The 22,563-nt window shown below is 73.6% G+C and carries 12 protein-coding genes; 9 read left to right on the top strand and 3 right to left on the bottom strand.

The window, feature by feature from the left end; all coding sequences use genetic code 11:
• The first annotated feature begins 5 nt into the window (after positions 1-5).
• On the top strand, positions 6-5,471 hold the full coding sequence (locus ACIBJE_RS24695) for an SDR family NAD(P)-dependent oxidoreductase (protein WP_396752151.1): 5,466 nt from the start codon (positions 6-8) through the stop codon (positions 5,469-5,471).
• Positions 5,472-5,508: 37 nt separating this feature from the next.
• Here ACIBJE_RS24695 and ACIBJE_RS24690 read toward each other — a convergent pair whose 3' ends face one another.
• Entirely contained in the window at positions 5,509-6,450 is a 942-nt protein-coding gene (locus ACIBJE_RS24690; protein WP_396752148.1) for an RNA-guided endonuclease InsQ/TnpB family protein, read from the bottom strand.
• A 155-nt stretch (positions 6,451-6,605) separates the two neighbouring features.
• Here ACIBJE_RS24690 and ACIBJE_RS24685 point away from each other — a divergent pair, with 155 nt between their 5' ends.
• Genes ACIBJE_RS24685 through ACIBJE_RS24670 form a run of 4 tightly spaced genes read left to right on the top strand, consistent with a single transcriptional unit; the run spans position 6,606 to position 16,406 of the window.
• The gene (locus ACIBJE_RS24685) at positions 6,606-7,550 is read left to right on the top strand and encodes a TauD/TfdA family dioxygenase (RefSeq protein ID WP_396752145.1); all 945 of its coding nucleotides are present in this window, start codon (positions 6,606-6,608) and stop codon (positions 7,548-7,550) included.
• Positions 7,550-7,738, top strand: coding sequence for an MbtH family protein (locus tag ACIBJE_RS24680; protein ID WP_088984794.1), 189 nt, complete (start codon positions 7,550-7,552; stop codon positions 7,736-7,738). Before ACIBJE_RS24685 ends, ACIBJE_RS24680 begins: the two co-directional genes overlap by 1 nt.
• Complete coding sequence (locus ACIBJE_RS24675; RefSeq protein WP_396752142.1) at positions 7,735-10,896, top strand: amino acid adenylation domain-containing protein; 3,162 nt, start codon at positions 7,735-7,737, stop codon at positions 10,894-10,896. The genes ACIBJE_RS24680 and ACIBJE_RS24675 overlap by 4 nt, the downstream gene beginning before the upstream one ends.
• Positions 10,893-16,406: an amino acid adenylation domain-containing protein gene (locus ACIBJE_RS24670; RefSeq protein WP_396752139.1), complete on the top strand. Its 5,514-nt coding sequence runs from the start codon at positions 10,893-10,895 to the stop codon at positions 16,404-16,406. The genes ACIBJE_RS24675 and ACIBJE_RS24670 overlap by 4 nt, the downstream gene beginning before the upstream one ends.
• A 78-nt stretch (positions 16,407-16,484) precedes the next feature.
• On the opposite strand, the gene ACIBJE_RS24665 is transcribed toward ACIBJE_RS24670, so the two are convergent.
• Complete coding sequence (locus ACIBJE_RS24665; RefSeq protein WP_396752136.1) at positions 16,485-17,162, bottom strand: GGDEF domain-containing protein; 678 nt, start codon at positions 17,160-17,162, stop codon at positions 16,485-16,487.
• A gap of 269 nt (positions 17,163-17,431) precedes the next feature.
• Here ACIBJE_RS24665 and ACIBJE_RS24660 point away from each other — a divergent pair, with 269 nt between their 5' ends.
• The 4 genes from ACIBJE_RS24660 to ACIBJE_RS24645 all read left to right on the top strand — a co-directional run bounded on the left by ACIBJE_RS24660 (position 17,432) and on the right by ACIBJE_RS24645 (position 21,360).
• On the top strand, positions 17,432-17,671 hold the full coding sequence (locus ACIBJE_RS24660) for a DUF397 domain-containing protein (RefSeq protein ID WP_088984790.1): 240 nt from the start codon (positions 17,432-17,434) through the stop codon (positions 17,669-17,671).
• 127 nt (positions 17,672-17,798) lie between these two features.
• Positions 17,799-18,686, top strand: a complete 888-nt coding sequence (locus tag ACIBJE_RS24655; protein WP_396752134.1) for a helix-turn-helix domain-containing protein — start codon at positions 17,799-17,801, stop codon at positions 18,684-18,686.
• A 117-nt stretch (positions 18,687-18,803) separates the two neighbouring features.
• Positions 18,804-19,652, top strand: a complete 849-nt coding sequence (locus ACIBJE_RS24650; protein ID WP_396752132.1) for an SAM-dependent methyltransferase — start codon at positions 18,804-18,806, stop codon at positions 19,650-19,652.
• Between the two features lie 145 nt (positions 19,653-19,797).
• Complete coding sequence (locus ACIBJE_RS24645) at positions 19,798-21,360, top strand: serine/threonine-protein kinase (RefSeq protein WP_396752129.1); 1,563 nt, start codon at positions 19,798-19,800, stop codon at positions 21,358-21,360.
• A gap of 12 nt (positions 21,361-21,372) precedes the next feature.
• Here the strand turns inward: ACIBJE_RS24645 and ACIBJE_RS24640 are convergent, their stop codons facing one another.
• Positions 21,373-22,200: an MOSC domain-containing protein gene (locus ACIBJE_RS24640; protein WP_396752127.1), complete on the bottom strand. Its 828-nt coding sequence runs from the start codon at positions 22,198-22,200 to the stop codon at positions 21,373-21,375.
• Between the last annotated feature and the right edge of the window lie 363 nt (positions 22,201-22,563).

Genomic DNA, 22,563 nt, shown 5'->3' with positions numbered 1-22,563 from the left:
AACCCATGGACAACCCGCTTACACCCGCCCTTCCCGGCGAGGACGACGGCGTCGAGCCGATCGCGATCGTCGGCCTGGCCGCCCGCCTGCCCGGCGCGGCGGACGTGCACGAGTTCTGGCGCAACCTGGTCGACGGCGTGGAGTCGGTGACGACCTTCACCCGCGAGGAGCAGCTCGCCCGGGGCGCGACCGTCGACGAGGTCGACGACCCGAGCTGGGTGCACAAGGCCCCGGTGCTGGAGGCGTTCGACGAGTTCGACGCCGGACTGTTCGGCATGACCGCCCGGGAGACCGAGATCACCGACCCGCAGCACCGGATCTTCCTGGAGTCCTGCCACACCGCGTTGCAGGACGCCGGTTACGACCCGGCCCGCTACGACGGCGCGATCGGCGTGTACGCCGGCACCGGCGGCAACCTCTACCTGCAGCGGCACGTGTCACAGAACAAGCGGGTCGGCGGGGCGGTGCACTCGGCGGTCTCGGTGGCCACCGGCAACTCGCCGAACTACGTGGCGACGAACGTGTCGTACCGGCTGGACCTGCGCGGGCCGAGCCTGACGGTGCACACCGCCTGCTCCACCTCGCTGGTGGCGTTCCACCTGGCCTGCGAGTCGCTGCGCAACGGCGAGTGCGACATGGCCCTGGCCGGCGGGGTCAACGTCGAGCTGCCGCACGGCGTCGGCTTCATGGGCATGGAGGGCTTCACCTCGCCGGACGGGCGGTGCCGGCCCTTCGACGCCGACGCCAACGGGACGGTGTGGGGCAGCGGTGTCGGGGTCACCGTCCTCAAGCGCCTCTCCGACGCGGTCGCCGACGGCGACACCATCCGCGCGGTGGTCCTCGGCAACGCGATCAACAACGACGGGGCCGGCAAGGTCGGCTTCACCGCGCCCAGCGTGGACGGGCAGATGGAGGCCGTCGCCCAGGCCGTCGCGCTGGCCGGCGTCGACCCGCGCACCATCAGCTACGTCGAGGCGCACGGCACCGGGACCGCCATGGGCGACCCGATCGAGGTCGCCGCCCTCTCCGCCGTCTACGGCCGGGACACCGACGAGCGCGGCTGGTGCGGCATCGGGTCGGTCAAGTCCAACATCGGCCACCTCAGCCAGCCCTCGGGCATCGTCAGCGTGATCAAGACGGTGCTGGCCATGGAACACGGGCTGATTCCGCCGACCATCAACTACGAGACCCCGAACCCGGCGATCGACTTCGCCGACACGCCGTTCTACGTCACCAACACCCTCACCAAGTGGGACGACGACGCCGGCCCGCGCCGGGCCGGGGTCAGCTCGTTCGGCATCGGCGGCACCAACGCGCACGTGGTGCTCCAGGAGGCCCCGACGGCGTACCGGGCCGACCGGCGGACCCGCCCGGCCCACCTGCTGCACGTGTCGGCGAAGACCCCGACCGCGCTGGACACCGCCCTCGCCCGGCTCGCCGACCACCTGGCGCGGACCACCGACGGCGGCCCGGAACTGCTCGCCGACGTCGCGCACACCCTGCGCGTCGGACGGCAGGATCACCCGCACCGGGCCAGCGTGGTCGCCACTGACCTGCCCGACGCGGTGACCGCCCTGCGCACCCCGCGCCGCCGGCAGGGCGGTGTGGCCGACGGCGCGCCGCCCCGGGTGGCGTTCCTCTTCTCCGGGCAGGGCTCCCAGTACGCGGGCATGGGCGCCCAGCTCTACGCCGAGGAGCCGGCCTTCGCCGCCACGGTCGACGAGTGCGCCGAGCTGCTCCGCCCGGAACTGGGCCTGGACCTGCGTGACCTGATCCTCGGCCGGGTGCCGGACGCGGCCGAGAAGCTCACCGAGACCCGCTACACCCAGCCGGCCCTGTTCGTCGTCGAGTACGCCCTGGCGGCGCTCTGGCAGCGCGCCGGAGTCCGGCCGGCGGCGATGATCGGCCACTCCATCGGCGAGTACGTCGCCGCCACCGTGGCCGGGGTGCTCACCCTCCCCGACGCGCTGCGCGTGGTCGCCGCCCGGGGACGGCTGATGCAGTCGCTGCCCGCCGGCGCGATGCTCGCGGTCAGTCTGGACGAGTCGGTGGTCGCCGACACCCTCCCGGACGGGCTGGCCGTCGCCACCGTCAACGGTCCGGGCACCTGTGTGGTGGCCGGGCCGGCCGAGGCGGTCGCCGCGTACGCCGAGACCCGCCGGGGCAAGTGCAAGCCGCTGCGCACCTCGCACGCCTTCCACTCGCCGATGATGGAGCCCATCCTCGCCGAGTTCACCGCACTGATGGCCTCGGTGGAGCTGCGCCGGCCCACCGTGCCGTTCCTGTCGAACGTCACCGGCACCTGGATCACCGACGCGCAGGCCATCGACCCGGCGTACTGGGCGGCGCACCTGCGCCAGCCGGTCCGCTTCGGCGCGTGCGTGGCCACCCTGCTCGCCGAGGGCACCTGGTCGCTGGTGGAGTGCGGGCCCGGGAAGCAGCTGGCGAACCTGGCCCGGATGCAGGTCGCCAAGGCGTCGCCGGAGCAGCGGGCGCTGACCCCGCTGGGCAGCCTGCCCGGACCGACCGAGGACACCGGCGACCTGTCCACCTTCCTCGCCACCGCCGGCGCGCTCTGGTGCACCGGCGTCGGGGTGCGTCTCGACGCGGACCCCGCCGCCCGGCGGGTGCCGCTGCCGACGTACCCGTTCGAGCGGAAGCGGTACTGGATCGACGCCGACCCGGTCCAGCCGGCCGTCGCGGAGACCCCGGCCGGGCCCCGGCCGCTGCCGGAGTGGTTCGCCGTCCCGGTGTGGCGGCAGGCCGCGCCGGAGCCGCGCCGTGTCCCGCTCGGCCGCTGCCTGGTGCTGGTCGACGGCCCGCGCGGGGAGGCACTGCTCGCGGCCTTGCGCGCCGGTGGGGCCGACCCGGTCGCGGTCCGCGCCGGGGACGACTTCGCCGCCACCGCCGACGGGTACCGGCTGCGTCCCGGCGTCCGCGCCGACCACGACGCGCTGGTCGCCGCGCTCGGCGCGGACCTGCCCGACCGCCTCGTCCACGCCTTCACCCTGGACGGCGCGCCGACCGGCACCGACCTCGCCGCCACCGCAGCCGCCCTGGACCGGGGCTTCTTCGACGCCCTGCACCTGGTCCAGGCGCTCGCCGGGGCCGGGTCGACCACCGAGGAGCACCCCCGAGTCCTCGACCTGGTCACCGCCGGCATCGGCGACGTGACCGGCCCGGACCTGACCCGCCCCGAGCACGCCACCCTGGTCGGCCTGGCCCGGGTCCTCCCGGTCGAGCTGCCCGGCCTGACCGTCCGACTCGTCGACGCGGACCCGGCGGCCACCGACGCCACCGCGCTCGCCGCCGAGCTGCACCGCCCGACGGGCGCGGTCAGCGAGGTGGCGCTGCGCGGCAGCCGGCGCTGGGTCACCGACTACGAGCAGGTCACCCTCGACGGGGACGAGATGGGCACGGCGCTCCGTGAGGGCGGCCGGTACGTGATCACCGGTGGCCTCGGCGGCATCGGCATCACCCTGGCCGAGGACCTCGCCCGTCGCGCCCGCGCGAAGCTGGTGCTGCTGGCCCGCTCCGGCCTGCCGCCGCGCGAGGCGTGGGACGACCACCTCGCCGTGCACGGCGACGACCGGGCCGGCCGGGCCATCGCGGCGATCCGCCGGATGGAGGCGGCCGGCGCGCAGGTCCTCGTCCTCGCCGCCGACGTCACCGACCCGGCCGACCTGCGCCGGGTCCGTGCCGCCGCCGAGGAGGCGTACGGCGGCGTCGACGGCATCGTGCACGCCGCCGGCCTGCCCGGCGGGGGCATGGCCGAGGTCAAGGAGCGCGCCGAGGCGGAACGGGTACTCGCCCCGAAGGTCGCCGGCACGCTCGCGCTGGCCCAGGTCTTCGGTGACCTGCCGCTGGACTTCGTGGTGCTCTGCTCGTCGATCACCGCCGTGGTCGGCGGCTTCGGCCAGGTCGACTACTGCGCGGCCAACAACGCCCTGGACGCGTACGCCCGCTCCGGGCTGGGCTGGCGCGCGCCGGTGCTGTCCCAGAACTGGGGCGGTTGGGCCGAGGTCGGCATGGCCGTCGAGACGAACGCGCCGGCCGGGTTCCGGGCGGTGGCCCGCGAGACGGTCACCAGCCCGGTCGACCACCCGGTGCTCACCACCCGGGTCACCGGGGCGACGGAGACCGTGCTGCACGGTCTGGTCTCCGCCGGCACCCACTGGCTGCTCGACGAGCACCGCATCGGCGGGGTGCCGGTGGTGCCCGGCACCGCCCACCTGGAGTCGGTCCGCGCCGCCGTGGCCGCCGCGCTGCCCGTCCCGGGCGACGACGCGCTGGTGGAGCTGCGGGACGTGGTCTTCCTGGAGCCGTTCTCGGTGCCCGACGGCACGGTCGCCCAGTACCGGGTCGAGCTGACCGGCACCGACGAGGGGGTGGACTTCGCGGTCCGCAGCCTCGCCGCCGGTGAGTCGCGCACCCACGTGCGGGGATCGGCCGGGTGGACCACCGAGCCGGCGCCACCGGTCCGGGACCTGGCCATGGTGACGGCCGCCTGCCGGCGGATCGACGACGACTCTTCCTTCGGTCGGGGCCGCACCAGCATGCTCACCTTCGGGCCCCGGTGGCACTCGCTGCGCGAGCACCACCTCGGCACCGGCGAGGAACTGGCCCGGATCGAGGCCCCGGCGGCGGCCCGGGACGACCTGCCCGCCTGGGGGCTGCACCCGGCACTGCTGGACGTGGCGACCGCCTTCGGCCGGGGGCGTGGCTCCGGCACCTACCTGCCGCTGTCGTACGGGCGGATCGTGGTGCGTGGTCCGCTGCCGGCGACCTTCGCGAGCCACCTGCGCTACCGCGACGGCGCCACCGACGAGGTGGTCGCCGCCGACATCTCCCTCGTCGACACCGACGGGCACGAGATCGTGTCCATCAGCGACTTCGTGCTCCGCCGGGTGGACCAGGACACGGTCACCGGCGGGCTCGCCACGACGGCGTCGCCGGCCGCCGAACCGGCTGTCGGCGGACCGACCGAGGACATCCGCCCGGTGGACGGGGCGGAGGCGTTCCGCCGCAGCCTCGCCGCCGGTCTCGGTGCGCAGGTGGTCATCGCCACCCGCACGGTCGCCGACATCCGGCGGCGGGCCGCCCAGGTGACCACGGAGAGCCTGGAGACGGAGGCGGAGCCGACCGGGACCGTCACCGTCGCCGGCACCTCCACCCCGCCCCGGACCGAGCTGGAGGCGGTCATCGCCGCTGTCTGGCGGGACAACCTCGGCGTCAACTCCGTCGGCGTGGACGACGACTTCTTCGCCCTCGGCGGCAACTCGCTGGTCGCGGTGCAGCTCATCGCGGCGATGCGCAAGGCCACCGGGGTCCGCCTGCCGATGCGCAGCCTCTTCGAGACGCCCACCGTGGCGGGCCTGGCGGCCCGGATCGAGGAGCAGCGCGCGGCGGCCCCCGCCGAGGAACCCGCCGCGCCGACCATCCCGGCCATCCCCCGACTGCCCCGCGCCTGACGACGGGGAAAGGAGACCTGAGCAGTTGACTTCCTCCTCACGCCTGAAGGCGGGGGATTCCAGCGGTCGTCCGCTGGGTTTCCTGCTTCGTCGACGACCGCCCCGTCCGGACGTCCGTCCGTTGGGGTCTTACACCGCCTCCACAGGCGATCACGGAGAGCCCCTCCGCGAGGATGTTGCGGGCCGCGTTGACGTCACGGTCGTGGGTCTGCCCGCATCGGCATGTCCACGACCGCATGTTCAGCGGCATCCGCTCAGCGAGCGCACCACACGCCGAGCAGGCGCGGTTGTGGGACCCTTTGGCTTTGCGGGCCAGCTCCCGCTGCGCCTTGGCGAGCGCGGACCGGTCGCGGCGCTCGTACCTCGGGTTGACGATCTTCTCTCCGGTGGAGAGGGTCAGCAGGCTGTCGAGTCCAGCGTCGACGCCGACCATTCCCAAAGCGGGAGCCTGCTCGATCACGTCGTCGCAAAGCAGGGACACGAACCAGCGTCCGGCCGGGTCCTGCGACACGGTGACCGTGGACGGCCTCGCGCCCTCGGGAAGCGGCCGGGACCACACGATGTCCAGCGGTTCGGTCATCTTCGCCAGGGTGAGCTGGCCGTCACGCCAGCGGAACCCGCTGGTGGTGTACTCCACCGACCGGCGCGACTTCTTCTTGCTCTTGAAGCTGGGGTACCGGGCGCGCTTGGCGAAGAAGTTGGTGAACGCGACTTGCAGGTGCCGCAGGGTCTGCTGCAACGGTACCGAGGACACCTCGTTGAGGAACGCCAGGTTGTCGGCCTTCTTCCACGTGGTCAGCATCGCCGAGGTGGCGTGGTAGTTGACCCGTTCCTGGCGCAGCGTCCACGCCTCGGTGCGGGCGGCCAACGCCATGTTGTAGACCAGCCGGACGCAGCCGAACGTACGGGCAAGCTCGGCGGCCTGCGCGTCAGTCGGGTAGAAGCGGAATCTGAATGCCCGCTTCACGGCCCTGGCCACGGCTCACAGCCTAACAAGCCAGCTGGTAAGCATTCCGGTGGCGTGGTGGTGGACGCCGACCCGCCTTGGCGGCGGGTCGGCTTTCCCTGCCCCGCTCCACCGGAGTTCCGTTCCCTCCCCACGGCTGATGCCAGGGGTTTCCACGGAGGTTCTCGATGAGCGACTCGATCGCCACGTTGCCGGTTGTCGTCGAGAACGACGGCACCCCGCTCACCGAACTGATCGACCGACGCCGGGCGGAGCTGCGGGCCACCCTGGTCGAGCACGGCGGACTGCTGTTCCGCGGCTTCGACGTCGGCGGGGTGGACGGCTTCGACCGGGTGGTCCGGGCCCTGGCCGGCGACCCGCTGACCTACACCGAACGCTCCTCGCCCCGGCACGCCATCAAGGGGAAGGTCTACACCTCCACCGACTACCCGCCGGACGAGGAGATCTTCCTGCACAACGAGAACTCGTACCAGGCGCGGTGGCCGCTGACGTTGTTCTTCTACTGCATCACCCCGCCGGACACGCTCGGCGCGACGCCCCTGGCCGACGTGCGCCGGGTGTACGACCTGATCGACCCGGCGGTGCGGGAGGAGTTCGTCCGGCGGCGCTGGATGCTGGTCCGCAACTTCCATCCCGACTTCGGCACCCCGTGGCAGCACGTGTTCGACACCGGCGACCGGGCCGAGGTCGAAACGTACGCGGCGGCGAACCGGATCGCGCTGGAGTGGATCGGCGCCGACGGGCTGCGTACCCGTTCGGTGCGGGACGTGGTGCACCACCGGCCCGGATCGGACACGCCCCGCTGGTTCAACCACGCCACCTTCTTCCACGTCAGCACGCTCGCCAAGGACCTTCAGGAGGGGCTGCGGGAACTCTTCGGCCCCGACGGGCTCCCCGCGAACACCTACTACGGCGACGGGGCGGAGATCCCCACCGATGTCATGGACCACCTGCGCGACGCGTATCGTGCCGCCAGCGTCCGCTTCGACTACCGGCGCGACGACGTACTGGTGGTGGACAACATGACCGCCGCGCACGGCCGCGAGCCGTTCACCGGCCCCCGCAAGATCGCTGTCGCCATGGCCGAACCGCACACCCCTGGAGAAAAGTGATGTCCGACCCCCGATTCCTGGTCGTGCGCAACGACGAGGAGCAGTACTCGATCTGGGCGGCCGACCGGGAGCTCCCCGCCGGCTGGCACGACGCCGGCTTCGCCGGCACCCGCGAGGAGTGCCTCGCCCACATCGACACGGTCTGGACGGACATGCGTCCCCGTTCGGTGCGTGAGGCGCTGTCGTGACGGCGAAGGAATGGAGCTTTCCGGCGTCGTACGCCCAGGAACGGGTGTGGATCGCCAACCAGCTCGACGCCGGCTCCCCGGTCTACAACGTCTCCCTGCTGTGGACGTTCCCCGAGGGGCTCACCGCCGAGCAGGCCAGCGCGGTGTTCGGCGCGGTGGTGGCCCGGCACGAGGCGCTCCGCACCCACCTGCGGGTCGACGACGGGACGCTGACCCAGGTCGTCCGCGCCGCCGAGCCGGTCGACCTGGACGTGATCGACCTGCGGGACCTGCCGCCGGAACAGCGGCGTCCGCGCTTCGACGAACTGCTCACCGAACTGGCCCGCACGCCGATCCCGATGGACGTCGGGCCGCTGTGGCGGGCCCGGCTGGTCCGGATGGCGGACGACCGGGTGGTCCTCCAGGGCGTGGTGCACCACGTGGTCTTCGACAGCCGGTCCGCGGTGATCCTCACCGAGGAACTGGCCGCGCTGGCCCGGGGCGCGCTCGGTGGCGCCACCGTGGACCTGCCCGAGCTGGCCATCCAGTACGCCGACTTCGCGGTCTGGCAGCGCGAGCAGCTCACCGGCGCGGAACTGGACCGGCAGCTCGGCTTCTGGCGGGAGCGGCTGGCCGGCGCCCCGGCGGTGACCACCCTGCCGCTGGACCGGCCCCGTCCGGCCGAGCTGGGCTACGCCGGGGACGAGGTGCACTTCACCCTGCCCGACGGGCTGCTGGACCGGGTCGGACGGCTCGCCGTCGGATCGGCCGCCACCCCCTACATGGTGCTGCTCGCCGCGTTCACCGCCCTGCTACACCGGATCTCCGGTGACGACGACCTGGTCGTCGGGGTCTCCACCGCCGGCCGGGACAACCCCGAACTGGCCCCGCTGATCGGCATGTTCGTCAACCCGGCCGCGCTGCGCTGCGACCTGACCGGCGATCCGGCCTTCACCGAGCTGGTCGCCCGGACCCGGGACGCGCTGGTCGACGCGATGGAGCACGGCGCGACGCCGTTCCAGCGGATCGTCGAGGCCCTCGCCCCGCAGCGGGACCCGTCGGTGCAGCCGATCTTCCAGACCGCGTTCAACTTCATCCCGGACTCCGGGCTGGACCCGGTCGCCCTCGGCACCACCAAGGACGACCTGGCCTTCGACGTCACCACCACGACCAGCCGGCTGATCTACCGCACCGCGCTGTTCGACCGGTCCACCGCCGAGGCGGTGGTGGCCCGCTACGTCCGGCTGCTCGACGCGGCCGTGGCCGAGCCGGCCACCCGGGTCTCCGCCCTGCCGCTGCTCGACGACGCCGAGCGGGAGCGCGTGCTGCGCACCTGGAACGACACCGCCCGGGACGTCCCGGCGTCCACCGTGGTCGCCGAGATCGAGCGGCAGGTGGCCGACACCCCGGACGCCACCGCCCTGGTCGCCGACGGGGTGTCGCTGACCTACGCCGAGTGCAACGCCCGCGCCAACCGGCTGGCCCGCGCACTGGTGGCCCGGGGCGCCGGCCCCGGTGACCTGGTCGCCCTGGCGCTGCCCCGTTCGGCGGAACTACTGGTGGCGATCCTCGCCGTGCTCAAGTCCGGCGCGGCCTACCTGCCGGTGGACACCGCGTACCCGGCCGGACGGATCGCCTACCTGCTGGAGGACGCGGCACCGGCGCTGGTGCTCGCCACGGCCGAGACCGCCGCACTCGTCCCGGCCGGCGCGCTGGTCCTGGACGGGACGCCGACCGGCGATGGGACGCCGACCGGCGATGGGACGCCGACCGGCGACGGGGACGCCGCCGACCTCACCGACGCCGAGCGGACCGCGCCGCTGCGCCCCGTCCACCCGGCGTACGTGCTCTACACCTCCGGCTCCACCGGCCGCCCGAAGGGCGTGGTGGTCGAGCACCGGGCGGTGCACGCGTACCTGGCCTGGGCCCGGGACACCTACCCGGGTCTGGCCGGCACCGCGCTGCTGCACTCGCCGGTCTCCTTCGACCTGACCGTCACCGGTCTGCTCGGCCCGCTCACCGCGGGCGGCACGGTCCGGCTGGCCGGGATCGACGAGGCCGCCGCCCGCGCCGGGGGTCCGCCGGCCTTCCTCAAGGTCACCCCGAGCCACCTGCCGCTGCTCGACGCCGCGCTGTCGCCCGGCACCGACCTGGTCATCGGCGGCGAGGCGCTCACCGGTGAACAGCTCGCCGCCTGGCGGGCCGACCACCCCGGCGTCGCCGTGGTCAACGAGTACGGCCCGACCGAGGCCACCGTGGGCTGTGTGGCGGCCCGGATCGCCCCCGGCGAGGCGGTGCCGGCCGGGCCGGTGCCGATCGGCCGGCCCACCTGGAACATGCGCGCCTACCTGCTCGACGCGGCGTTGAACCCGGTGCCGCCCGGCGTGGTCGGGGAGCTGTACGTCGCCGGGGTCCAGCTCGCCCGGGGCTATCTGCGCCGGCCAGGGCTGACCGCCGAGCGCTTCCTGCCCTGCCCGTACGGGGCACCGGGGGAGCGGATGTACCACACCGGTGACCTGGCCCGCTGGCGTGCCGACGGCACCCTGGAGTACCTCGGCCGCCGCGACCACCAGGTCAAGGTGCGGGGCATGCGGATCGAGCTGGGCGAGATCGAGTCGACCCTGCTCGCCCAGCCGGGCGTCCGGGAGGCCGTGGTCGCCGTACGCACCGACTCGGGCGAGCCGGCCCTGGTCGCGTACCTGGTCGGCACCGCCGCCGAGGCCGACGTGGCCGCCGAGGCGGCCCGGCAGCTCCCCGCGCACCTGGTGCCGGCGGCGTTCGTCCGCCTCGACGCGCTGCCGCTGACCCCGAACGGCAAGCTGGACACCGCCGCGCTGCCCGCCCCGGCCACCACGGAGGCCGCCCGGTCATTCGTGGCCCCGCGCACCGACGCGGAGGCGCTGGTGGCCGAGGTCTTCACCGACATCCTCGGGGTGGACCGGGTCGGCGCGTACGACGACTTCTTCGCCCTCGGCGGCAACTCGCTGCGGGGCATGCGGGCGATGTCCCGGATCCGCGCCGAGGTCGACGTGGACCTGCCGATGCGGGCGCTGTTCAGCACCCCGGTGGTCGCCGACCTGGCCACCCAGATCGAGGCGCTGATCGCCGCCGAGGTCGACGAACTCTCCGCAGACGAGGTCGCCGCGCTGCTCGCGGCGGAAGAGGGAAGCCGCACATGACAGACCTGAAGGACGCTTCGGCACGGGACGCCGCCCGGCAGGCGCTCATCGCGTCCCGGCTCCGCAAGCGTCGTGCCGCCCCGGCGGCCGGGATCACCCCCCGGCCGCCGGAGGCGACCGTGCCGCTGTCGTACGCCCAGGAACGGGTCTGGTTCATGGACCAGCTCGCCCCGGGCGAGGCGGCGTACCACATCGCCGTGCCGCTGCGGGTGCGTGGCCCGCTCGACGTGGCGGCCCTGCGGGCCGCGCTGGACGCGCTGACCGACCGGCACGAGTCGCTGCGGACCCGCTTCCCGGCCGACGCCGACGGTCGCCCGACGGTGGTGGTCGCCGACCGCGTCGAGGTGCCGTTGACCGTCGTGGACGCCCCCGACGAGGCCACCGCGCAGCTGTTGGTCGACCGGGCCGCCACCGAGCCGTTCGACCTGGCGGCCGGGCCCCTGCTGCGGGCCCTGCTGATCCGGCTGGCCGACGACGACCACGTGCTCTTCCTCGGCAAGCACCACATCGTCGGCGACGGCTGGTCGGTCGACGTGCTGCTGCGCGACCTGATCACCCTCTACCGGGGCGGTGAGCTGCCCACCCTGTCCGTCCAGTACGGCGACTTCGCGGTCTGGGAGGCCGGGCAGCTCGACGGCCCGCAGGCGCGCGGGCACCTGGAGTACTGGAAGCAGCGGCTCGCCGGGATCACCCCGTTGGAGCTGCCGCTGGACCTGCCCCGCCCGGCCACCCAGACCTACCACGGCGACTTCGTGGAGTTCACCGTCGACCGGGAGGTCACCGACGCGCTGAACGCGTTGACCCGGAACGCGGGCGGCACCCTGTTCATGACGCTGCTCGCCGCGTACCAGGTCTTCCTGGCCCGGCACGCCGGCCAGGACGACTTCGCCGTCGGCGCGTCGGTGGCCGGCCGCTCCGCCCCGGAGCTGGAGGACCTGGTCGGCATGTTCATCAACATGCTGCCGCTCCGCGCCGAGCTGGCCGGCGACCCCACCTTCACCGAGCTGCTGGACCGCACCCGACGCGGTGTGCTCGACGGCTTCGAGCATGCCGAGGTGCCGTTCGCCCGGGTGGTGCAGGAGATGGGCCTGCCCCGGGATGTCAGCCGCTCCCCGGTGTTCCAGTCGATGTTCGTGCTGCAGAACTACGAGATGGGCCGGTTCCGGTCCACCTCGGAGGCGAGCGAGGTCAGCTTCGAGTGGCAGCCGATGGAGCTGCGCGCCACCCGGTTCGACTTCGAGCTGCACGTGGTGGAGGTCGAGTCCGGGCTCTGGGGGAAGCTGGTCTTCAACACCGACCTGTTCACCCGGGCCACCGTCGAGCGGATGGCCGCCCGGTTCACCGCCCTGCTCCGGTCGGTCGTCGCCGCGCCCGACACCCGGGTCTCCGCCCTGGAGCTGACCACCGCCGACGAACGGGCGCTGCTGGCCGGCTGGAACGTCACCGCCGCCGACTTCCCCGCCACGGCCACCCTGCACGGCCTGGTCGAGGAGCAGGTCACCCGCACCCCGGCCGCCCCGGCGGTGACCTTCGAGGGGCGCACCTGGTCGTACGCGGAGCTGAATGCGGCGGCCAACCGGATCGCCCACCGGCTGCGCGCCGGGGGCGTCGGCCCGGAGACCCTGGTCGGGGTCTGCGCGGAACGCTCCTTCGAGCTGGTCGCCGGGCTGTTGGGCGTGCTCAAGGCCGGCGGCGCGTACCTCCCTCTCGACCCGGAGTACCCGGCGGACCGGCTGGCCTTCATGGTCACCGACGCGGACGCCCCGGTGGTGCTGGTCCAGGAACACCTGCGGGACGTCCTGCCGGCCACCGCCGCCACCGTCCTCGCCCTCGACGACGAAGGCGTCTGGGCCGACCAGCCCACCGACGACCCGACGGCCACCGCCGCCCCGGGCAACCTCGCGTACGTCATCTACACCTCCGGCTCCACCGGCCGCCCCAAGGGCGTACCGAACACCCACCGGGGCATCGTCAACCGGCTCGACTGGATGCAGGAGACGTACCGCCTCGGCGGCGACGACGCGGTGCTCCAGAAGACCCCGGCCAGCTTCGACGTGTCGGTGTGGGAGTTCTTCTGGCCGTTGCAGACCGGCGCGCGGCTGGTGCTGGCGAAGCCGGGCGGGCACAAGGACGCCGGCTACCTGCGGGACCTGCTGATCGGCGAGCGGATCTCCACCGCTCACTTCGTCCCGTCGATGCTGACCGTCTTCCTCGCCGAGGACGGCGTCGAGGCGGCCACCGCTCTGCGCCGGGTGATCTGCTCCGGCGAGGAGCTGCCGCTCGCCACGGCGGTCGAGTTCACCACCCGGCTGCCCTGGTGCGGCCTGCACAACCTGTACGGCCCCACCGAGGCGGCCATCGACGTCAGCGCCTGGCCCTGCGAGCCGGCCACTCTCACCGGCCTGACCAACGTGCCGATCGGCGGGCCGATAGCCAACCTGCGGCTGCACGTGCTCGACGTCGCCGGAAACGAGTGCCCGGTCGGGGTGGCCGGTGAACTGCACATCGGCGGGGTGGGTCTGGCCCGGGGCTACCACCGCCGTCCGGCGCTGACCGCCGAGCGGTTCGTGCCCGACCCGTACTCCGGCGAGTCCGGTGCCCGGCTCTACCGCACCGGAGACCTGGCCCGCTGGCGGACCCAGCCGGACGGCAGCGGCGTGGTCGAGTTCCTCGGCCGGATCGACCACCAGGTCAAGCTGCGCGGCCTGCGGATCGAACTGGGCGAGATCGAGAGCGCGCTGCGCGAGCAGCCCGGGGTGACCGAGGCGGCGGTGGTCGTCCGCGAGGACACCCCGGGCGACAAGCGGTTGGTGGGCTACCTGGTCGGGACGGCCGAGCCGGCGGCGTGCAAGGCGGCGCTCAAGGAGCGCCTGCCCGAGTACATGGTGCCGAACGCCTTCGTCACCCTGGACGCCCTACCGCTGAGCCCCAACGGCAAGCTGGACCGCAAGGCGCTGCCCGCCCCGGTGGTCGCCCGGGAGGCGTCGGTCGCCCTGGTCGAGCCGCGCGACGACACCGAACGGCTGCTCGCCGGCATCTGGTCGGAGGTGCTCGGCGTCCCCACGCTCGGCATCGACGACGACTTCTTCGACCTGGGCGGGCACTCCATGCTCGCCACGCAGGTGGTCGCGAAGATCCGCAAGGCGGACCTGGACACCCGCCCGGTCGGCGTGATGGACCTGTTCCAGCAGCGCACCATCCGGGACCTGGCCGGCTTCATGACCGGTGGTGCGGAATCGGACGGCCCGCGCCGGCTCCTCTACGAGCTGACCAAGCCGATCCCGGCCGCCCAGCGAACCCTCACCTACGTCTGCGTCCCGTACGGCGGCGGCAGCGCCATCGTCTACCAGCCCCTCGCCGACGCACTGCCGGCCGGACACGCGCTCTGGTCGCTGGCGATCCCCGGGCACGACGTCGGGCTGGACGAGGAGGCGCTGCCCTTCGACGAGCTGACCACCCGGGTCGCCGGGGAGATCCTGGAACGGATCGAGGGACCGATCGCCCTCTACGGCCACTGCGGCGTGGGCAGCGCGATCGTCGCCGACGTGGCCCGCAAGGTCGAGGCGGCCGGTCGGGAACTGGCGGCCCTCTACATCGGGGCGATGTTCCCGTTCGCCCGCCCGAAGGGACCCCTCGCCGCGATCCGTACCCGGTTGGAGAAGCTGCGCAGCAACCGGCACTACGCGAGCTGGCTCAAGTCGATGGGTGTGGACACCGACGAGCTGGAGCCGGAGCAGGCCGACCGGATCCTGAGCAACATGCGGGCCGACTCGCGTGCCTCGGAGGAGTACTTCACCGGGCTGCTCGACCGGCGGGCGGCGAAGCTGCGCGTCCCGATCGTGTCGGTGGTCGGCTCCGAGGACCCGGTGACCGACTACTACACCGAGCGGTACGCCGAGTGGCAGTTCCTCAGCGACACCCTCGGGCTCGTCGTGCTGGACCAGGCCGGGCACTTCTTCCTCAAGTACCGGGCCGACGAGCTGGCCGAGGTGGTCACCTCCACGCACCGGGCGATGGCCGCCGGGGACACCCACTCGTTGGAGCCCGCCGCGAAGGGGGAGGACGCCGCCTGGGCGCTGCGCGACTGGCAGCGGGTGGGGGTGGACGACCGCCCGGTGAAGGACGTGGTCCGGCCGAGCATGGCCCGGTTCCTGGCGGTCACCGTCGGGCAGGTCGTCTCCACCACCGGCAGCGCGCTGACCGCGTTCGCCGTGCCGATCTGGCTGTTCACCGAGACCGGGTCGGTGACCAACCTCGGGTTGCTCTGGGCGTTGGCACTGCTCTGCGGGGTGCTGGTGCTGCCGGTGGCCGGCGCGATCACCGACCGCCTCAACCGCCGCCGGATCATGATGATCGCCAGCTCCTCGGCGGGGCTGGTGCAGGTGGTCCTGGCCGCCCTGCTCTGGAGCGGCAACCTCGTCCTCTGGCACATCTACCTGCTGGTGGCCTTGAGTCAGGTGGCCGGGGCGTTCCAGCGGATCGCGTACCAGTCGTCGGTGCCGCAGCTGGTGCCGAAGCGCTACCTGGGGCACGCGATGGGCGTCGTGCAGCTCTCCAACGGCTTTGCGCTGCTGATGATGCCGGTCTTCGCCGCCGGCCTGCTCGCCGCGATCGAGCTGAAGGGCATCCTCCTGATCGACGTGGCGAGCTACGTGGTGGCGGTGGCGACGCTGGCCGTGGTCCGCTTCCCGGACCTGCTCGGCTGGCGTCCCCGGGAGCGGCTGCTGACCGCCATCGCCAACGGCCTGCGCTACTCGTGGAACCACCGGGGCTTCCGGCTCATGCTCGGTTACTTCGCGCTGGGCAACGTCTTCCTGGCCCCGGCCCTGGTGCTGATCACCCCGCTGGTGCTGTCGTTCGCCACCGCCACCGAGGTCGCCCAGGTGGCTCTCGCGGAGGCGCTCGGCGGGATAGCCGGTGGCGTGCTGATGGCGCTCTGGGGCGGGCCCCGGCGTCGCCGGATGATCGGTGTGCTGGTCGGCAACCTCGGTACCGCCGTCGGCTGTGTGCTCATCGGGCTGGACGCCTCGGTGGTGATGATCGCGGTGGGGGCGTTCTGGCTGGCCATGTCGATGACCACCGCGCAGAGCATCTACGCCACCATCGTCCAGGTGAAGGTGCCGCAGCGGTACCACGGCCGGGTGTTCAGCCTGAACCAGACCATCTCCTGGTCGACCCTGCCGATCGGCTTCGCGCTGGTGGCTCCCACCGCCACCGCCTGGTTCGGCCCGATGCTCGCCCCGGACGGCGCGCTCGCCGGGTCGGTGGGCACGGTGATCGGCACCGGCGAGGGCCGGGGCATCGCCTTCACCTACGTGGTCTGCGGGGCGGCGCTGGTCCTGGTGACCCTGGGCGGTTTCGCCATCCGACTGCTGCGCCGCTTCGACACCGAGGTCGAGGACTCGCTGCCGGACGACCTGATCGGCGCGCAGGAGCGGGAGCGCCGCCGCGCCGAGCGGGCCCGTGCGGCGGAGCAGCAGGAGGCGGAGCGGGTGCCGGTCGCCGTCTAGGCACCGCCCCACGAACCCCCGGCCCGCGAGCGGCGTGCCGGGGGTTCTGCCGTCGCGGTGGCGACCCGCTCCGGACCGTCAGCGGTGGACGGTCAGCGGGTCGTCGTGGTGGTTGTCGACGTGGTGGGTGTCGACCAGTTGCCGGGTCGGGCGGGCCGCGCCGATGCTCTTGGCCCGGTACATCGCGGCGTCGGCACGACAGAGCGCGTCCGCGAGCTGGGCCGGACCGCGTACCGGGGCCAGACCGACCGAGACGGTGACCCGCAGGCGGACCGTCCCGTGCTCGATCGGTGCGGCGAGCGCGTCGCCGAGCCGGTGGGCGGTGTGCTCCATCCAGCGGTGGTCCACCGTGGGGCTGGCCAGCAGGCCGGCGAACTCGTCGCCGCCGAGGCGGGCCACCAGGTTGTCCCCGGCGAAGGCCGCGAAGCGCGCCGCGACGCTGATCAGCACCTGGTCGCCCGCGGCGTGACCGTACCGGTCGTTGACCTGCTTGAAGTTGTCGAGGTCGAGGACGACGGCGATGAGCGGCTTCCCGGCGGCGTTGGTGAGCAGGGTCCCGGCGAGGCGGTAGAAGGCCCGACGGTTGGGCAGCCCGGTCAGCGGATCGTGGCTGGCGGCGTGCCGTTCGGCGGTGAGTTCCGCCTGGAGCGTCTCGATCCGCGCCTCGGCGCGGACCGCTCGCTGCCGGAGCTGGAGACCGGCGGCGACGGCTCCGGCGGCGCAGATGCCGGACACGATGGTGAACGGATCTGGCACCGGCGTCCCCCCGTCATCGCGTCGCGGTGCGCCGTGCAGCGGCCCGACACGACCCTGTGTCAGGCCCCGTTTTTCCTGGTCGCACCCCAGGTTCGGGTCACTGAAAGTGAACGGTTGGGTACCGCTCACGTGCGATATCATGCTCGCTGTCCAATGCAGATGCAATAGCAGATGCACGTGCATCTGCCGACGAGTTGATTTTTCGCGCACCCTTCGTCGTCGTCCCGCTGCACGCGGTGTCGGACGGCCAACCGAACGAGAGACGCCCCATGCAGCAGCCACAGAACGGCGTTCCCACCAGTGACCTGCCTCCCCTGAAGTGGCAGAAGAGCCGTCGGAGCAATCCCAGCGGCAACTGTGTCGAGCTGGCCGAGTTGCCGGGTGGGGCCGGGATAGCGATGCGCAACTCGCGGCATCCGGAGGGGCCGGCGCTGATCTACACGGTCGACGAGATCGCCGCCTTCGTGCTCGGGGCCCGGGACGGGGACTTCGACCACCTGATCACCTGAGCATGTCCCGGCAGCGGGACCCGGAGCCCGTCCGGCTGACTACGCCTGACTCTGGGTTCATGGCATGCTTACACGTCAGCCGGTCGGGGGCGTCCGGCTGGAACAGTGGGCACGCGGAGGTCGTTACGTGACGACGGGTCCAGCCGAGGGCGGTCCGACGACGGGGCCGACGGTACTGCGCATGCTGCTCGGCGCGCAGCTCCGTCGGCTGCGCGAGGCCAGCGGGGTCACCCGGGAGGGGGCCGGCTGGGAGATCCGCTCCTCCGAATCCAAGATCAGCCGGATGGAGCTGGGTCGGGTCGGCTTCAAGGAGCGGGACGTCGCCGACCTGCTCACCCTCTACGGCGTCACCGAACCGGGGGAGCGGGAGGCGCTGCTCAAACTGGCCCGCGACGCGAACAACCCCGGCTGGTGGCACCGCTACGGCGACGTCCTGCCCGGCTGGTTCCAGTCGTACCTCGGCCTGGAGGCCGCGGCGGCCCTGATCCGCAGCTACGAGGTCCAGTTCGTTCCCGGCCTGCTCCAGACCCGCGAGTACGCCCGCGCGGTGGTCATGCTGGGGCACGGCGCGGCCGGCGCGGCCGAGATCGACCGCCGGGTCGGCCTGCGCATGGAGCGCCAGCGGCTGCTGGACCGGCCGGACGCGCCGCACCTCTGGGCGGTGGTGGACGAGGCCGTCCTGCGTCGGCCGATCGGCGGGCCGGAGGTCATGCGTGGCCAGATCGCCGCGCTCGTCGAGGCGACCAAGGCGCCGAACATCCGGCTCCAGATCGTGCCCTTCGACGCCGGCGGGCACGCCGCGGCGGGCGGGGCCTTCACCATCCTGCGCTTCGGCGACCAGGACCTGCCCGACATCGTCTACATCGAGCAACTCACCAGCGCGCTCTACCTCGACAAGCGGGACGACGTCGACCACTACGCCGCCGCGATGGAGCGACTCTGCGTGGAGGCCGAACCGCCGGAGCGGACCCCGGACATCCTCGGCCGGGTCCTCGACGACCTGCACCGGGCGTGACCGGCGCGGCGTCGTCCGGGCCGGTCGGCGCACCGACTACGATGGATCGCGACCGGTGACAGTGGACGGTCGCGGGAGGCTGAGCGCGCCCACCGTGTCGGCGCGGTACGTGGAGCCATGGAGGCAGTCGTGACCAGCGGGTTCTCCGGAGCGGCCCAGCGTAGTGCCCGGATCGACACGTCGGTGGCCCACCCCGCCCGCCGGTACAACTACTGGCTCGGCGGCAAGGACAACTTCCAGGCCGACCGGGATTCCGGCGACGCCTGGGCGGCCGCGTTCCCCACCGTGCGCACCAGCGCCCGGGAGAACCGCCGCTTCCTCCAGCGGGCGGTGGCCCACCTGGCCCGGGAGGCCGGCATCCGGCAGTTCCTGGACATCGGCACGGGCATCCCCACCGCCGACAACACCCACGAGGTCGCCCAGTCGATCGCCCCGGAGTGCCGGGTCGTCTACGTCGACAACGATCCGATCGTGCTGGCGCACGCCCGTGCCCTGCTCACCAGCACCTCCGAGGGGGCGACCGCCTACCTCGACGCCGACCTGCGCGAGCCGGAGCGCATTCTCGCCCACCCCGACCTGCGCCGCACCCTCGACCCGACCCGGCCGGTCGCCCTGATGCTGGTGGCGGTCCTGCACTTCGTCCCCGACGACGAGGATCCGTACGGCGCGGTCGCGCGGCTGCTGGACGCGTTGCCCGCCGGCAGCCACCTCGTCGCCTCCCACGCCACCGGCGATCACCTGCCCGTGCCGCTGCCACCCCGCCCGCCGGGCGCGCGACACGACGGCGACCCGAACGGCCTGGTCGTCCTGCGTGACCGGGCGGAGTTCGCCCGGTTCTTCACCGGCCTGGAACTCATCGAACCGGGTGTTTCGTCGGTGGCGGAGTGGCGGGCCGAGCACGAGCCGCAGCCGCGCCCCACCGCCGCCGAGGTCAGCATGTACGCCGCGGTCGGCCGAAAGCCCTGACCCACGCCGCCGCGACGGCCGTCCGGCCGTGGACTCCGGAGTCCCGTCCCCGACCGTCCGCCCCGGACGTGCCCCACCGGCCGCCGGCCCAGCCGGGCGGGGGCGGGTGGTGCCGGCGGTCCTGGGGAGGGCAGACTGGAGCATCATGTCGCCGCCGTTCACGCCCGGCCTCCGGCTGCACGACCGGTTCGTCCTGCGCGCGCGCATCGGCCTCGGTGGGATGTCCGAGGTCTGGCGCGCCGACGACGAGGTGCTGCACCGTCCGGTCGCCGTCAAGGCTCTCGCCGGCCAGCTCGCCGCCGACCCGGAGCTGCGCGCCACCATCGGGCGCGAGGCCCGCGCGGCGGCCCGGCTGACCCACCCCCACGTCACCCAGGTGTACGACTACGGCGAGGCGACCCTCGCCGGCGGCGTCGTGGTGCCCTACCTGGTGATGGAACTCGTCGAGGGGGAGAACCTCGCCGACCGGCTGAACCGTGGGCCGCTCGCCTGGCCGGACGCCGTGCGTCTCGGCGGGCAGGTCGCCGCCGCCCTCGCCGCCGCGCACCGGATCGGGGTGGTGCACCACGACGTCAAACCCGGCAACGTCATGCTCACCGACACCGGCGCGAAGGTTCTGGACTTCGGCATCGCCGCGCTCGCCGGGCCGCACCATCCGCTCGCCGGGCGGGACGGGGGAGAACCCCTGATGGGCACCCCCGCGTACATCGCGCCCGAACGGCTCGCCGCCGGAGCAACCGACCCGGCCAGCGACGTCTACGCGCTCGGCGCGCTGCTCTACCGGACGCTCACCGGCCGCGCGCCGCTGCCCGTGCGGACCTGGGAGGACGCCTGGGCGGTGCACGGCCGGGGCAGCCCGGTGCCGCCGCTGGGCATCCCCGAGTTGCCCGCCGACGTCGACCGGCTGGTGATGGCCTGCCTGGCTGCCGACCCGGCCCGTCGACCGGCGGCTGCCGACGTCGCCACCCGGCTGGGCGCGGGCCGGCCCACGCACCCGCCCACCACCGTCCTGCCCACCCTGTCGTCCCCGCCCGCCCCCGTCGCGCCGCCCCCGACCCTCGTCGCGCGTCCGCGTCCCCCCGCCGCCCGGACGCTCGTCGGGCCTCCGCCGACGCCCGGCTACGCCGGCCGGGCCACCGATCCGACCCGGGTGGCCCCCCGCCCCCCGGGCGCGGTGCCGCGCCCCCGGTCGAACCGCAGGATCGGGGTCCTGGTCGCGGCCGGGCTCGCGCTGCTCGTCGGGCTGGTCGGGGTGCGCGCCCTCGGCGAGGACCAGGCCGGCCGGTCCACCACGGGCCGGACCGCCACCGGCGCGCAGGCCGACCCGGTGCCCAGCCCGACGGCGTCCACCGGGGCTCCACGCACCACCCGTCCCGTCCCCACTCCCGCCCGCCCCCGGCCGACCACCCTGCGGGAGTTGGCCGACGAGTTCGAGGCCGTGATCGACGAGGCGGAGGCGCGCGGCGCGGTCGACGCGCGAACCGCCGAGCGGCTGCGCGACACGGTCGGCAAACTCGCCTCGGGGAAATCGAAGGACCGGACCAAGCGGCTCCGGGAACTCCGGGAGCGCCTCGGCGATGCGGCCCAGCGGCAGCAGATCGACGGGGTCACCGTGGCCCGTCTGCTGACCATGCTGGAGCGGTTCCCCGTCACCGGCGTCGACGGCGGGGCCGAGGACGACGAGGACGAGGACGAGGACGACGACTGAGTCCGGCGCTCCTCAGTCGAGCCGGACCCGATCCCCGGCGTCGACCCGACCGGGGCGGACGACCTGGGCGTACGCGCCGACACAGGGCAGCGGACCGAGCTGCGGCACCGGGGCGACCCGGTTCAGCCGGGCCGGCACCCGCAGCGCGTCCGGCTCGGCGGGCAGGTCGCCGTGGGCCAGGGTCGGCACCGCGCAGCGCGGCGTCAGCGCCACCACCCGGAGTACCAGCTCCGCCCCGACCCGCAGGTCCCGACCGACCCAGCCGTTCTCGACGAAGCCCGGTACGCCGGTGGTCCGGAGCACCAGGTTCGGGCGGTACCGGGTGGCGTCGACCGGCTGCCCGGTGCCGGCCGCCTCGGCGATCCGGTCCAGGGTGGCGGTGGTGACCAGGTGGACCGGGGCGAAGTCCACGAAGGTCTCGGCGGTGCTTCCCCCGCCCAGCGGCGTCTCGTCGACCGTCACCGGTGCCGTCACGCCGGCCGCCAGGACCTCGTCGGGCCGGGCCCGGTCCAGGGTCGCGCCGGGCGGCACGGTCGCGATCAGCGCGACCGGCGTGCCGAGCAGCGTGCTGAGGACGGCGTCCACGTCGTCCCCGGTGGTGAGTGCACGTCCGTCCGGCAGGCTGATCCGGAGCGGGTCGGGGCCGCCTCCCGTGGCGCGGAGGGTCAGCATGGCCCGCCACCGCCGGGGGTGCTTCGCGCTGACCACCCGGTCGGTCGTCAGGTCGCGCAGCGCCAGCCGGCGGTCACCCTCCACCCCGGCCGGGCCGACCTGCGCGTGCGGCAGCACCTCGCCGAGCATCGACTTCACCGGGTAGCGCCGGATCGCCTGGACGATCACGACATGCACCTCACGTGGGTCAGCGGGTCGCCGTCCGGCAGGCTCCGCGCGTCCGGGGTGACCGACCCCGGTGGGCCGACGTTCCACAGCACCCGCCCACCGTACCGGCGACCGGCGGCACGGATCGGCCCCACCGTTCCCGACGTCCGGGTTCGGTCCGGGACCCGGCCGCGGAATGCCGGCGGGTGGCGGGTCGTTGTACATGGTTCGCCGGTGTGGACGGGCAGCGTGAGGCCTTCCGCCGGTGGGAGAGATCCCCCCTTTTTTTTCCTTGTCTTTGTTCGGGTGCCTGACGGTGCTCGCGTCCCCGGTGTCCCCTGAACGCCGGGGTGTCGATCCCCCGATTGGAGTTCCCCCATGAAC

Source organism: Micromonospora sp. NPDC050187 (genome assembly GCF_044459745.1).
Taxonomy (GTDB): domain Bacteria; phylum Actinomycetota; class Actinomycetes; order Mycobacteriales; family Micromonosporaceae; genus Micromonospora.
Note: the sequence above shows the minus strand (reverse complement) of the source record. Positions and strands in the feature narration are given on the sequence as shown.